The organism is Pseudoalteromonas sp. T1lg22 (assembly GCF_002964645.1).
Classification (GTDB): Bacteria; Pseudomonadota; Gammaproteobacteria; order Enterobacterales; family Alteromonadaceae; genus Pseudoalteromonas.
The window spans coordinates 49,201-63,225 of record NZ_PQBY01000008.1; the positions used below are offsets into that span (position 1 = coordinate 49,201).

At 50.2% G+C, this 14,025-nt stretch carries 13 protein-coding genes; 3 read left to right on the plus strand and 10 right to left on the minus strand.

Going from position 1 to position 14,025, the window contains the following annotated elements:
* Positions 1-8: 8 nt before the first annotated feature.
* The 4 genes from glsA to C2M24_RS05220 all read right to left on the minus strand — a co-directional run bounded on the left by glsA (position 9) and on the right by C2M24_RS05220 (position 5,226).
* Positions 9-1,016 carry a glutaminase A gene (gene glsA, locus C2M24_RS05205; protein WP_105213546.1) on the minus strand — a complete coding sequence of 336 codons (1,008 nt, stop codon included), beginning with the start codon at positions 1,014-1,016 and terminating at the stop codon, positions 9-11.
* A 58-nt stretch (positions 1,017-1,074) separates the two neighbouring features.
* Positions 1,075-2,547 (minus strand): DcaP family trimeric outer membrane transporter, encoded by a 1,473-nt coding sequence (locus C2M24_RS05210; protein WP_105213547.1) that lies wholly within the window; start codon positions 2,545-2,547, stop codon positions 1,075-1,077.
* Positions 2,548-2,555: 8 nt separating this feature from the next.
* Positions 2,556-3,647, minus strand: coding sequence for a DUF481 domain-containing protein (locus C2M24_RS05215; RefSeq protein WP_158683694.1), 1,092 nt, complete (start codon positions 3,645-3,647; stop codon positions 2,556-2,558).
* Positions 3,648-3,933: 286 nt separating this feature from the next.
* Entirely contained in the window at positions 3,934-5,226 is a 1,293-nt protein-coding gene (locus C2M24_RS05220) for an anti-phage deoxyguanosine triphosphatase (protein WP_105199818.1), read from the minus strand.
* A gap of 160 nt (positions 5,227-5,386) precedes the next feature.
* On the opposite strand from C2M24_RS05220, the gene C2M24_RS05225 reads away from it, so the two are divergent.
* From C2M24_RS05225 to C2M24_RS05235, 3 genes are all read left to right on the plus strand, one after another.
* Positions 5,387-6,205: a glucosaminidase domain-containing protein gene (locus tag C2M24_RS05225; protein WP_105213549.1), complete on the plus strand. Its 819-nt coding sequence runs from the start codon at positions 5,387-5,389 to the stop codon at positions 6,203-6,205.
* A complete protein-coding gene (locus C2M24_RS05230) occupies positions 6,198-6,848 on the plus strand; it encodes a DUF2987 domain-containing protein (RefSeq protein ID WP_158677928.1) in 651 nt (216 codons plus the stop codon). Before C2M24_RS05225 ends, C2M24_RS05230 begins: the two co-directional genes overlap by 8 nt.
* 230 nt (positions 6,849-7,078) lie before the next feature.
* A complete protein-coding gene (locus tag C2M24_RS05235) occupies positions 7,079-7,906 on the plus strand; it encodes a hypothetical protein (protein ID WP_105213550.1) in 828 nt (275 codons plus the stop codon).
* 57 nt (positions 7,907-7,963) lie between these two features.
* Here C2M24_RS05235 and ttcA read toward each other — a convergent pair whose 3' ends face one another.
* The 6 genes from ttcA to C2M24_RS05265 form a co-directional block, all read right to left on the minus strand.
* Positions 7,964-8,881, minus strand: coding sequence for a tRNA 2-thiocytidine(32) synthetase TtcA (ttcA, locus tag C2M24_RS05240; protein WP_105213551.1), 918 nt, complete (start codon positions 8,879-8,881; stop codon positions 7,964-7,966).
* 113 nt (positions 8,882-8,994) lie between these two features.
* On the minus strand, positions 8,995-9,918 hold the full coding sequence (uspE, locus tag C2M24_RS05245; RefSeq protein WP_105199823.1) for a universal stress protein UspE: 924 nt from the start codon (positions 9,916-9,918) through the stop codon (positions 8,995-8,997).
* Between the two features lie 105 nt (positions 9,919-10,023).
* Entirely contained in the window at positions 10,024-10,779 is a 756-nt protein-coding gene (locus C2M24_RS05250; protein ID WP_105199824.1) for an FNR family transcription factor, read from the minus strand.
* A gap of 36 nt (positions 10,780-10,815) precedes the next feature.
* Positions 10,816-11,487 (minus strand): sulfite exporter TauE/SafE family protein, encoded by a 672-nt coding sequence (locus C2M24_RS05255; RefSeq protein ID WP_105213552.1) that lies wholly within the window; start codon positions 11,485-11,487, stop codon positions 10,816-10,818.
* The gene (gene ccoS, locus C2M24_RS05260) at positions 11,474-11,647 is read right to left on the minus strand and encodes a cbb3-type cytochrome oxidase assembly protein CcoS (RefSeq protein ID WP_105189569.1); all 174 of its coding nucleotides are present in this window, start codon (positions 11,645-11,647) and stop codon (positions 11,474-11,476) included. The genes C2M24_RS05255 and ccoS overlap by 14 nt, the downstream gene beginning before the upstream one ends.
* Positions 11,644-14,025, minus strand: a complete 2,382-nt coding sequence (locus C2M24_RS05265) for a heavy metal translocating P-type ATPase (protein WP_105213553.1) — start codon at positions 14,023-14,025, stop codon at positions 11,644-11,646. The genes ccoS and C2M24_RS05265 overlap by 4 nt, the downstream gene beginning before the upstream one ends.

Consider the following 14,025-nt stretch of genomic DNA (forward strand, 5'->3'; position numbering starts at 1 on the left):
CACTATGGTTAGTCGAGGTGACTAAAGATATTGGCCTTGGCTTTTTCGGCAATATAATCAATGGCCTTTTGCGCTCTGACGCTGTTACCGGCCGCATCGAGGCGCGGTGAAAAGGCGGCGATGGCGAACTTACCCGGCATAATGGCAATAATACCGCCGCCGACCCCGCTTTTCGCCGGTAAGCCGACCGTATAGGCCCATTCACCGCTGGTTTCGTACAAGCCTGCCGTGCTCATGACCGCCAGCACCCGCTCGACATTATCTGCGCGCATCAATTGTGCGCCGCTGATGGGGTGGGTGCCGCCGTTAGCGAACACAGAGGCCATAATAGCCAGATCTTTAGTGGTGACACCCACGGAGCACTGGCGGGTGTAGATATCTAGGTTGATATCCACATCGCCGTAAAAACGCCCGTAAGATTTAAGCAGCTCGGCAATGGCCAGGTTATGGCCATTACTGCTGGACTCGGAGCGATACACATCCTCAAGTACGTCCAGCTTGGTGGTGGCAAATTTTCCATACCAGGCACTGATCGCTTGCCATTTTTGTGCGGCGCTATCGCCCTCTATCAGGCTGACCGTGGCCATGGCTCCGGCATTCACCAAGGGATTGACAGATCTGGCCGGATTAAGCTCAATGGCGGTTACCGAATTAAAGGGCTGGCCGGTGGCGTTGGCGCCGATTTTATCCAAGATGGCCTCGGCTCCTTGTTGCTCCATGGCCAAAGCCAGGGTAAATACCTTGGAAATAGACTGAATAGAAAAGTGGCTGTCTATGTCGCCCTGGGTAAAAATCTTACCGTCTGTGGTAACCAGGGCAATGGCAAATTGCTCGCTGTCGACCTTGGCAAGAGCGGGAATATAATCCGCATTGGCGCCGCTTTTTTCGTCTTTATACAGGGTATGGGCTTGAGCAAGTATCTGCTCCACCTTGGCTGTGTCATAGGGGCGGGCATCGACTTGAGTTTGCAGGCCGAGGGCCGATATCAATAGTAGCGAGTAGAGTATTTTCTTCATGTATATCAGTCCTTATCGTCCTTAACTGCAAATAGGGCGTGAATCGCGCCTTAAGTTCCTAATATTTAAAGCCAAAAGAGGTTTGCAAACGTAAGTTGTCGCCCTTGTCGCCACGATAATTCTCGAGCTCACCATATTGCAGCTCAATGCCGAGACGCGACATTGTGGTCGGGTTGTAAATCAGGTTCACCGTACTGTAGAGGCTGTTATTGAACGACAAGGGATGCTGGGTGATGATGTTGTCTATATCCACGTAACTGATGCCGATGGAAGAGGTGTAGTTGTCGTTCCATTGTTTATCCAAATAGATAAAACCCGCCGTGGCGCCTATGGCGGTGAGCTCGCCATTGCCGTCGAGTCCTGCATCACTGCCGCCGGTGATATCGGCGTAATAATGGCAGCAGGGATCGTTTAGGTAGCGGCCTATGCCTTTACCGTTGGCGATTTGAAATTTCAGACTGTGACTGTAATTTACATCATAGGTGCCGGTGACATTAATGCCCCAGCCCCACACCTTATCTTCTTGCAGGTTTGTTTTGTATCCCAAATAGCGCAATAGCAGTGCGGTTTTGATATACCCCTGATCAAATTGATAGGTATAACTGGCGCTGGCATCGGGCCAATCGTTTTGTTCGCTATAGTTCAGGGACTCAGGATCAATATTAACCGGTAACGCCAGATCCGCATCTGAACGTTCGATACCTAAGGCCCAGAAGCTGCCATTGCCTAAGCTGCGGCGATAACGAATTTGCGGGTGACGGGCAAAGACCATGGCCGATGGGCCCCAATAATCGAGGATATTGGGAAAGGAATTGATGTCCATAAAGCCGCTAAAGGTCTGCCCAGCTCCCCAGTTGCCAAGCTCACCCCAAAGGTGAGTGAGGTTAAAATCGGCATTACCGTCGCCATCGAACATATCAAATTCAAAGCGAGTGGTCATATCGCCGTGCTCGGTTGGGGTGTGACTGCGAAAGGAGAGCTTGGATTGTCCCGCGTTGAGCAAGGTCTTATCGTCGCTGGCATCTTCGTCAAAGAGAATGGACGAGGTTTGAAAGGCGCCGCGATTGGCCATGTCGCCATCGTTATAAATGGCATCGAGCCAAATTTGCCCGCCTATTTGTAAGGTGGTGTCCGAATCGCTTAAAAAGATGCTCTTTGGTGGCGTTTTAAAACGGTAGCTGGGACGTTCATACTCCTGATAAAGGCGGCCATTAAGCTTGCTTTGAGGTTGTTCGGTTTGGGTTTTGACCGTAGCCAAAGGACGCTTAATGGCAGCAATTTCAGCGTCTTTAAGCTTAAGCTGCTGTTCTATTTCGGCATCTTTGCGCTTTAACTGCTGTTCTAACTCAACAATACGACGCTCTAGCGCGGCCAAGCGCTCTTCAACGGTGGCACCTTGTACCGCCGGTGTTAGCAAGAGTGCCGCCAGGGCAAGGCCTAAGGCTTTGCCACCGACTTTGGTGGAGGCTTTTCCAGCGGCGCGACTGTGAGGTGAGAGCTGGGTTTCTTGTGCAGGATTTAAGGGAGCCATGTCCACTCCTATAACTCGACGGCAAAAGTTACGATCATCTTATAGTCATCCTTTTTCGGCACTGTGCCATCGGCATTGGCGATAGGAGATTGCAGATGATCCCAAAGCAGTGATATGTCGAAATCAATATCACTGGTGATATCTATTGAGGCACCCATCAGGGCATGCTGAGCATTGCCACCGGCCGCTTGCTCGGCAAGGGTAAAACGATAGTCAAAGGTTAAATCTATGTCTGAGGTCAGCTCGTAATCCATATTTGACGAAAAATAAACTGAGGTCGTTGAGTTGCTGCTGGGAGCGTCAATACCGACATTGGCAAATTGCGTTCTTTGATAGGCAGGACCCATGCCTATATCCCATTCCCAGCGCTGATTATCAATGACGTAATAACCTATACCGGCGCCGAGCGTGTATTTATGGTCGATATTCTGAAATGGGTCGCGATAGTATTCGAAAAACACCGGGCGAAAATACAGGGACTTGGTATAAAACCAGTCAAAGGTGCCGCTAGCACGGACATTGTTTTCAGTGACCTCTTCATCGTTGCTGGTGCGTGCCGCCAGGGCGTTGATCAGCAACCGATTGGTGGCGGTGCGCCGTTTGATATCAACGGTGGCGGAGAGCTCACTTTGCTCTGTGTTGCCCCGACTTAAATTAGCGCCGACACCCACCTTGGCATACCAGGCGCCACCGGCGTCCTTGGCGCTGGCGGCGATAGACACCAAATCTTTGGGTAAATAGGCCAGCTTAGCTGCGCCTACCTGTACATAACTTGGGCCGATCAACAAGGCGCCTTCGCTGACATGGCCGTCGTTAAAGCGCACGCTATGGGCTCGCCCGGAAATCACCATGTCGACGTCTTCACGGTCGATAAACAGGGTGTCGAGTATGTCGCTGTCAAACTCAATTTGTTTGTCGTACATGGCTTTAAATTCACCTTTTAGCCATTCGCCTGAGCTCAGGCGGATCCAGTCGTATTTATCTATATCTTTAACAATGGCTTGGCGTTCTTCCAGATATAAAGGTGCTTGCTGCTCGGCCTCGACGCTAGGTGTAAGCACCAAGGCGAAAATGACAATAACCAGGGCTATAAATGGCATCCGATTTCCTTTATAGGGGTATCCGATTAATACCAATTCACTTAAATAGCTAATCATTCTAGCGGGCTCAATATCATCTAACGGCGTTGGAATTTATCTTTGTAGCAAAACTACATAAGAAAAATTCCGTCTTGTTATCACATCATTTAGCCAACGCTATCTCTGATCACATACTCAACAGAATTGGTATAAGGCGAATAAATGCAAGCAATTACATCAATAATAATAGGCCAATATGGCGAGGGTACAACTGACCGCAGTGGCAAAACCGTCAGAAAAGGGAGGGTTAATACGAACTGCTGCTAAATAAACGTTGGTGGGTTTTATAGGCATATTCGTCGGTCATGCCACTGAGGTAGTCACACAAGACTCTGTAGGTGCTGGTGCCGGTTTTTTCCGCCTGACGATAGGCGACGGCTGTGGTTTCCGGCAATAAACGCAGCGGATCGCTGGCAAAGGCTTCGAATAATTCGATGATCAGTTTCTGGCCATTAAATTCTATCTGCTGCATGTGTGGGGCACGAATAAGGCGCTTATAAATAAATGTTTTTAAGCAATCCAGTAGCGCCTGATAACTTGGCGGCAAGACCACCTGGTAGCCAAGCATAGCACAGCTAAAGTCGCCGTCGGTGGGTACCAATTTAGCTTGTGTGATAAAGAGGTTCACCAGCTCGCCTATAAGGTCCTTGCGCTGCGCCTCACACTGGAAGAATAATCGCTGCGCCATATTGGCACCTTCGAGCCAGGGACAGTCGAGCTCAGCCAACATAGGCTCGGCGTGGGACTGCCAGTCGTGAATGGTGATCTGCTCGGTGGCAATGGCATCTTCGAGGTCATGTACCGCGTAGGCGATATCATCGGCCAGCTCCATCAGAGATGCATCCACCGACTTATACAGGGTTTTGGCGCGAAAGCTATCCTGGGGCTGGTGACTTTGAAATAAGGCCCTGTCCGCGGCGCTCAAGGGAGCGAAGATCCAGTCTACCAAGTCACTGTCATCACTATACAGGCCCTTGGCCGGGCGCCATTCATTGGCCTTAATATAACGCTGCTGCGCCGGCTCGGATGGCTTGCTATGCCACAGGGTATCGAGCAGTGCCGGGTATTTTATAAAACCCAACAGGGTGCGGCGGGTCAGGTTCATACCAAAGCCCTGGGTGTAGGGTTCAAGCTTGGCGACAATGCGTAAAGTCTGAGCATTGCCCTCAAAGCCACCGTGTTCACGCATCATGTAATTTAGAGCAATTTCACCGCCGTGGCCGAAGGGTGGATGGCCTATATCATGGGCTAAACACAAGGTTTCCAGCAAGGAATCATCGGGCAGACAGGTGATATCGGGATGTTGTCGACTCAGATGGCGCAGCAAGCCACTGCCTATTTGCGCTACCTCTAAAGAGTGGGTGAGGCGAGTGCGGTGAAAGTCGTTCAGGCCAATGCCCATGATTTGCGTTTTTGCCTGCAGGCGACGAAACGCGGCGGCATGAATAATACGCGAGCGGTCGACCTGCCACGAAGAGCGGTTATCGTTGGGGCGATGCTTATCTTCACCTGTGCGTCTTTGTTGCCAAATATCGGCCATGCAGTGCTCGTAACCCTGAGTATTATGTACTGAGTGTAAACAATAAATAACTCCTTGTCTTGTATGATGTTAGTGGCAAAGTAGTGATTATTTCGTATTTGCTTCTGTTAGGATATAATGCGCCGTTTGTTTATCCAGACATATGAATACTAGAGGTGTCATGATCAAAAAACTGGGACTCATTCTATTTACTATCATCTCCATTACCGCCCTGGTGTACCCCTTTATCTGGGGGCCGCAGGAGCAGAGTGCGCAAGTTACAGAGTCAACGCCAGAGCAAGCTGTTAAAAAGCCAGTGGTGGAAAAGCCAAGGCACAATGTTAAACTGCCTGACTTTGCACAAGTTAACGATATTAAAGAAAAAAAATCCCTGTTTTTTGACTTTATTCGTGGCCCGGTGGAAAAAGCCAACAGCCGAGTACGGGATCAGCGAGCGACTTTAGAAATCGCCCTGATGATGATTCAGTATCAGCAGGCCTTATCCGCCACTCAAGAGCAAAAGGTAGAGGATATTTTTGCCGAATATGGTCTTGTGGATGAAGAGATAAGCGAGCTGTCATTGCAACAGGCGCTGCGTCGCGTTGATGTTATCCCCAAAGAGCTGGTGATGATGCAGGCGGCCAATGAGTCGGCCTGGGGTACCTCGCGCTTTGCTCGTATCGGTTTGAACTTTTTTGGCCAATGGTGCTTTAGCGAGGGTTGTGGCCTGGTGCCTAAACGCCGCAATCAGGGGGCCAAACATGAGGTGGCCGTGTATCAGTCGGTACAAGAAGCGGTGGATGCCTATTTCTATAACATTAACACCCATAATGCCTATCGTGAGCTGCGCGATATTCGCGCCGAGTTGCGCCAGGCACAACAGCCACTGACTGCCAAAGATCTGGCCTATGGATTAATGTCTTACTCCGAGCGCGGTGAAGCCTATATTGAAGAGCTGCACGCAATGATAGACCATAATGAGGCGTATTTTGATGAATAAACTGACTTCCTGGGTATCTCCGTTATTAATCTTGTCGTTTAGCGCGGCTGCTGAGCCTGTGGTCATGTCGTATGACGGCTTTTATGACCGCATGGAAGTCGTGAACGAGGGCGAGTACCAATATGCACAGGTTGGTTTTTATTTAAAAACCTATGCCGATGCCAAGCCCTGTGAGATCGCAGCTGGGGAAATCTTAACGGAAAAGCAAAGTTACCCTTTAACTTACGACGACCAAGGTCAGCTGTTCCTGCCCTTTGACAAAGAGCTAGATACCCACAAAGCCATGGTGGTGGTGACCCCAGCCAATGCCGGCGGCTGTCAGTTAAGCATACAGATTGAAGCAAAAATGCCGCAACAGGGGATCACTGCAGGGCAGTTATATCAGGTGAATAATGAGCTTGAGGAGCTGTTGGCGGATCTTTCCGGCTTCTTCGTCGGCACCCTGATGTCTTTCTTGCTACCGGATCAGCAAGGTATTCAACTGCACTTTACTGGCTCTGTGCCCACCGATGTCCCTTCCGACTGGCAGTGCGTCGACACTCGCTGTAAGGTCAAAATTAAAAACAAGTGGGAAGATAGCGAAACCGTGCTGGTGGACGGTGCCAAGCTGGCTCGTATCACCCCTTGGATTGATAAAGGTTAATCATTGACCATAGTGCCCGGTGCCGCCGGGCTACTGACCCACCCCGTTTCAACCAGAAACAACCTTGATTGTCTGTGCTACGGCAGACCACCGAAAATTCTTCCTATTGCTCGCTGCAAAGTCCTGCCTCGCTTCTATACTTTCTACGAGTGTAACGGCGGTGACCCGTTCATTTTTGTATTATGCGAATGCCTCGATCGCCATTAAAAGCAAGCAACGAGGAATAGAAAATGAAATACATATCCAAAATTGGAGCCATGCTGTTTGTGGTCACCTCAGGCGCAAGTATGCAGGGCTTGGCAACCGAACCCTGCGGTGATTTCGGAGAATGCCTAGCTCTGATTGAAATTAATGCCAGCGACGGAGACATAGGTTTCCACTTTTTATTTGACGGTGACGACCTTGAGTCGGCGCGGCTGACGGACCCAGATGGCGCCAAATTGTTCGAGTACAAGGTAGGAGGGTCATTGAAGGAACAAACCTTGACCGAAACCTTTGCCGAAAGCGCCGAACCCTTGTGTTGGAATGATCCAAAAGCCGAAGAGGATGAAGAAATAGTCACACTAAGTGAGTTTCTAGAGCGCTGGCAACCGGGCATTTATATGGTCACGGGCAAAGGAGAAGAAGGAGAAAAAGCCGAAGGCGAGACCATGCTTACCTATCACCTACCGGCCGCGCCTGCCAATGTTTCATATAATGGTGGAGTGATCACCTGGGAGCCGGGTAACGATCTTGGTAAATGTGCGACCAGTGGCGAACTTGATGACTTAGTCAATGATGGTAGCTTGCCTATGCACCCCGAATTTGTAGCCGTCGGTGCGTGGGAAGTCGTTATGGATACCGTTGTCGAGGATGGAGATCCCTTGGCGAAGATGAAATTCAGTGTTCGGGTGCCCGCATCGGCGTTTCAGGTTGCGGTCTCACAAGAGTTTTTGGATGCCTTGCCGGCAAATACGGAAATGAAAATTGAAGTGGGTGCCATAGGAGTCGACGGCAATGCCACCTTTACTGAAACCGGTGATATTTGTGTCAATGAAATTGAGGAGGGCTGCGAATAGGCTAGCCGCCTTATACATATGAAAAAAGCGCTGATTAGCGCTTTTTTCATGGTGACATTAAGTCAGTTCAATAATTGTAGGGGTTGTATCGGCGACCTCATCTTCCTGGTCATAGCCTACGGGGATGACGGGTACCTCAGGTTTATCCATCGCCGTGTCACCGCCGTCGATCACCTCACCGGTTTGTAAGTCGCTAAAGGCAAATAAATTTGTATCGGCCAGGTGCGAAGGTACGACGTTTTGCATCGCAGTAAAGATGCTTTCGATGCGTCCCGGGTGTTGTTTATGCCATTGCTGCAACATGGCTTTGATGTTTTGTCGTTGCAGATTTTCCTGTGAGCCGCACAGGTTACAAGGGATAATGGGGAACTGCTTATGCTCTGCATACTCGGCAATATCCACTTCTTTGCAGTAAGCCAGTGGGCGAATAACCATGTGCTGGCCGTCATCGCTCATGAGTTTAGCCGGCATACCCTTTAACTTGCCACCATAGAACATGTTCAAAAACATGGTTTCTATCATATCGTCACGGTGATGGCCCAAGGCTATCTTGGTGGCACCCATTTCTTTGGCGGTGCGGTATAAGATGCCGCGGCGCAGACGTGAGCATAGCGAGCAGGTGGTTTTACCTTCGGGGATCTTGTCCTTAACGATGGCGTAGGTGTCTTCCTCGACTATCTTGTATTCAATACCCAGCTCATTGAGGTACTGAGGCAAAATATGCTCGGGGAAGCCAGGCTGTTTTTGGTCCAGGTTTACGGCGAACAGCTCGAAGTTGACCGGTGCCGAGCGTTGCAGGTTTTGCAGTATATCCAAAAGGGTGTAGCTGTCTTTACCACCAGACAAGCACACCATGATGCGATCGCCTTCTTCAATCATATTAAAGTCGGCAATGGCCTGACCGGTATGGCGGCGTAAGCGCTTTTGCAGTTTGTTGAAATTGTATTGCGCTTTGGCTTGTGCTGAATGCGACACCTGGGCACCCTCTAAGGCTAAAAATCAAAGGCGCGTATTATAGGCTGACGCACTCGAGGCATCAAGAAAAAGGCAGCGGATGCTGCCTGAAGGTGTTGAAAATTGGTTTTGGGTTAATCTTCCAGTGGACTGCGATAGCCATCTGGTTTAAGCGCCAGCACGTCACAATCCAGGCTGTCGATAACATGCTCGGCGGTATTACCCACCAAGGCAGCGCTGAGTCCGGTACGACCCACTGTGCCAATGACCACTAATTCGCTGTCGAGCTTTTCCGCCAGGCGCGGCAGTACGTCTTCCGGCAGGCCTTCTTCCACATGTTGATGATTTTCAGGGATACCGAATTGCTTACCCAGCTCACGGGTAGAACTGAGGTGGTGCTCTTTTACCGTTTCATTGTATTGCGACGGATTAAACTCGGGAATTTCGATGGCGATATTGACCGGTGTAGCCGGGTAGGCGTTAACTAGGTGCAAGTCACCCTTGGCAATCTTGCTGATAAACTGGGCATCTTTGATGATGCGCTCGCTGAGTGCCTGATGTTGTTCATCATCGCTTGACGCATTCACTGCCGCTAGAATAGCGCCACCAACCAACCATTTGTGGTCTTTCACCAATAATAATGGTGTAGGGCACTTGCGAATAAGGTGCCAGTCGGTGGGGGTAAAGATCACAGATTTTAGGGCATGATGTTGATGTGTGCCCTTGATCACCAAGTCGTACTCATGCTCTAACACCTCACGAATAATGGCTTCAAAAGGACGGTTATGCCAGACCACCTTGGTATCGAAGCTGATATCCTGATGCTGCGCCGCCAAAGATTGCAGCCATTGCTCTTTATCGGCTATTACTGCTCTGCGCATGGCTTCGCGCTCATCGCCGCTGAGCATGGTGGTCATTTCATAAGAGAAATCGTAGATGGATAAGAAGGCGGTAATGTTTGCGCCTGTGTTACGCGCTATTTCCGCGGCTCGAGATAAGCTCTGCTGTGCCTCGACGGATGGGTCAACAACTGCAAGTATACGTTTAATTTTATCCATAATGCGCCTCCTTAATACCTAATTTTAAGAGTATTTCAATACAACTATGAGTGTAATAGAAATCCCTGATATTAAAAGGCGCGAATGGATTTAGTTTGAGTCAGATCAACTGCTTGGCGTAGAAATGGCTGCAGCCTGAGCGAGTTGCTGATGATCATTGATGGTAATAAATTTACCGTCGACGCTAATAAAGCCACTTTTCTGAAAACGACTTAATAAACGGCTGATGGTTTCAACGGTTAAACCCAGGTAATTGCCGATTTCGCCCCGGGTCATGGTGAGGCGGAATTCACGAGCCGAGAAGCCGCGCTCGCTAAAGCGACGAGAAAGCGTATGTAAGAAGGACGCCAGACGTTGCTCGGCGGTCTTTTTATTCAATAACAGCAGCATTTCCTGATCATAGTTAATCTCGTTGCTCATCAGGCGCATGATCTGTTGGCGTAACTTGGGCAGGCGTCCGGCCAAATCATCCAAGGTTTCGAAAGGAATTTCACAAACCATGGAGGTTTCCATAGCCTGGGCAAAACTTTGGTGAGTAGCGGTATGAATACCATCGAATCCCACTAAATCTCCTGCCAGGTGGAAGCCGGTGATCTGCTCTTCACCCTGCTCTGAAAGGGTAAAAGACTTAAATGAGCCGCTGCGTACCGCGAAAATGGATTTTAGCTTAGTGCCAGACTCGAACAGGTAATCGCCCTTGTGCAGTGGCTTTTTGCGCTCGATGATTTCATCAAGGCGGTCCATTTCTTCGCCATTTAAGCTAAAAGGAAGGCACAACTGAGAGATAGAGCAGTTGGTACAGCTAATGGTGCAATTCGATTTACCAGCGAATTTACCAGAAAGTTGTGTTTTTACGTCCATTTTACATTCCAAGGTAAGCAAGAGATGAAGTTAAATCTACGTGACTAGCGAGGCACTTGCAATAACCAAGCTATAGAGCCCATACCAAAGTAATAGATTACCCAAGACCAGGCGCACCCACGTTTGGTTAAGTATACCCTTAATGGCGTTGGCACCCAAGCCCAAGGCGAGCAGTGCCGGCAAGGTGCCAAGTGCAAACAAGGCCATAAATAAGGCGCCATCGGCGGCGCTTTGGCTAAAAATAGCCCAGGTTAGGGCGCTGTAGACCAAGCCGCAGGGTAACCAGCCCCACAGGGCGCCGTATAACAGGGCTTTTGGGTAGCTGTTAACCGGCATCAGATGACGATTCAGTTTGACGATATGGCGCCAAATTGCCCAGTTGCCCAGCTTTTCTATGCCGCCCAAAGGATTAAACAGGCGCATAACGTAGAGGCCAACGAGGATCATAAAGACAGCACTTAGCAGGCTTAGGCCCAGGCTGATATGGTTGTTTTGACTGGCAAATGCGGCGCTAAAGCCGCCGACTAGAGCACCGGCTAAAGCATAGCTGCTTAAGCGCCCGACATTATAGGCAAGCGTGGCGCCGAGCGGCGGCAGATCGCGGCTGGCGAGCTGAAACGTGCCAGCGATACCACCACACATGGCGACGCAATGGCCACTGCCGGCCAAGCCCATTAACAGGGCGGCGGCAAAGCTAATCTCGTTCATTGCTCTTGTCGTGTTCCTCTTTGTCGTCTTCAAAGAGAATACTGTGACCTTGCTTTTCCAAATCGGAAAACTGCTCGCTTCTTACCGCCCAGAAAAAGATACCAATGGCGATAAGCACAAACAAAATGGCAATGGGGATTAGGACGTAGATGATACTCATAAGCGCAGCAACCGTAGTGAATTGGTGATAACAATAATCGAGCTTGCCGACATGCCGATCACCGCCATCCAGGGGGCAACCCAGCCCAAGGCGGCAAGGGGTAGAATAGCCCCGTTATAACACAAAGACAGGGTTAAGTTCTGCCTGATAATACGGCGCGTTTGTTTGGCCACGCGGATAAGTTGCGCCACCGAGCGTAAATCGCTGTTGAGCAGCACCACATCGGCGGTATTTTTAGAAATATCGGCACCGCTGTCCATGGCGATAGACAGGTGAGCGGCATTAAATACTGGGCTGTCATTGACACCATCACCTATCATGGCGCATACCTGACCTTCGCCATGCCATTTTTGCATTAACGCCAGCTTGTCTTCGGGCAGCAAGGCGCCATGGTAGGCATCAAGTTCAAGTTGCTCCGCCAGCTGTTTGCCGGCGGTTGACGGGTCGCCGGTAAGCATCACACGGCTGATATTTTGCTCTTTCAGCTCCGCTTGCAATGCCTCGGCATGGTCGCGCACCTGATCTTGCAGATAAAAGGCGGCTACAGGTTTTTGGTCGATAAAAAGCACAGCTTGAGCATTGAGTTCCAGTTCATGGGTAAACCAGTTGGCCTTACCAATATGCACCTTATGCGCTTGCCAGATGCCAGCAACACCAAAGCCGGTATGCACCTCAACCTGCTCGGGCTGCGGGTGAATGGGGGTGATCTCACTAAAGGCTTTGGCGATCGGGTGCTCGGAATAACGCTCTAAACTGGCGGCTAAAGATTTTAATTCCTGTTCGTTGTAGCCGCTATCGAGAATGTCCATTTTGGCGATGGCGAAGCGGCCATAGGTGAGGGTACCGGTTTTATCAAAACCCACCTTGGTTAACTTGGTGGCGGTTTCCAGCACATGTGCCTGCTTTATTAAAACCCCACGCTTGGTGAGGTTGGCCACGGCGCAGGTTAGGGCTGTTGGAATTGCCAAACTTAAGGCACAGGGGCAGGTTGCAACCAATACCGCTATGGTTACCCAAAATGCGTGTTCCGGGTCGATTTGATACCAGGACAGTGCAGTAATGGAGGCAAAGATCAACAGACAGGCGACAAACCACTGCGCCACCTTGTCGGTGATTTGGGCGATTTTCGGGCGCTGACTCAGGGCACTGTGTTGCAGGCGTATAATCTGATTGACCAGGGTATTTTGACCAACCTTGTTCACTTTCAGGGATAATACCCCGTCATGGTTCACCGTGCCGGCATGGACCTGATCGCCCAATGTCTTGTTAACAGGGTGATGTTCGCCCGTCATCATGGACTCATCGACGCTGGAGCGCCCGCTGATAACCTGGCCGTCGGCGGCTATGGTTTCACCGGCTTTGACTCGCACGGTATCACCTAGCTTTAACAGCTTGGCGCTAATTAACTGCTCCTCGTTGTCGCCATCGACCACGCGGGCAGTGAGCGGCAGTAGTTGCTGCAGGTTTGCAGTGAACTCGCTGGCTTTAAGGCGAGCACGAAACTCTAAATATTTGCCCAGAAGCAGCAAGAAGGTAAACATACAGATGGACTCAAAATACACCTCGCCGGTGCCAGTGAAGGTGGCATAACCACTGGCAAAATAGGCGCCAAAAATGGCCAGGGAGACGGGCACATCCATATTTAATTGTTTGGCTTTTAAGCCGGTAATGGCGTTACTTAAGAACGGCAGTGCCGAGTAGAAGATCACCGGCGTGGCCAGCGTCAGGCTGATCCAGCGGAAATACTGTTCAAAGTTATCTTCCATGCCGGAGAACATGCCAAAGTACATGGCAAAGGCAAACATCATCACCTGCATGGTCATCAAGCCGGCTACACCGAGACGGCGGACAAAGCTCTTTGCCTGCACCTGCTTTTGTGCCGCTTCGTTATCGGCCTGGAAGGGGTAAGATTTATAACCGATTTCTGCCAGGCTGGTGATCAAGGTACTGAGTTTGGCCTGGGTGTCGTCCCATACGATCATAGCGCGGTGGGTGGAGGTGTTTACATCAACCCGTTTCACCCCGGAGTGAGCCAATAGCTGCTTTTCAATCAGCCAGGCACAGGCGGCGCAGCTTATACCTTCAACGCTGAGCAGCACCTCTTTGTCATTACCCTGATGGGAAATAAATTCCTGCTGGATAGACTCGTTGTCATAACTTTGGATCAGCGCCAGTTGCTCTGGCACCAACTGCTGCACCTTGCCGGCTGATTCGGTGCGGAATTTGTAATAGTCGCTCATACCCTGAGCGATAATGGTCTCGGCCACTGCCTTACAGCCGATACAACACATGGGTTCAGGTTTATTGTTAACCACAACCGATTCATTAAAACCCTTGGGAATGGGCTCAAGGCAATGAAAGCAGGACTGCACACTCAT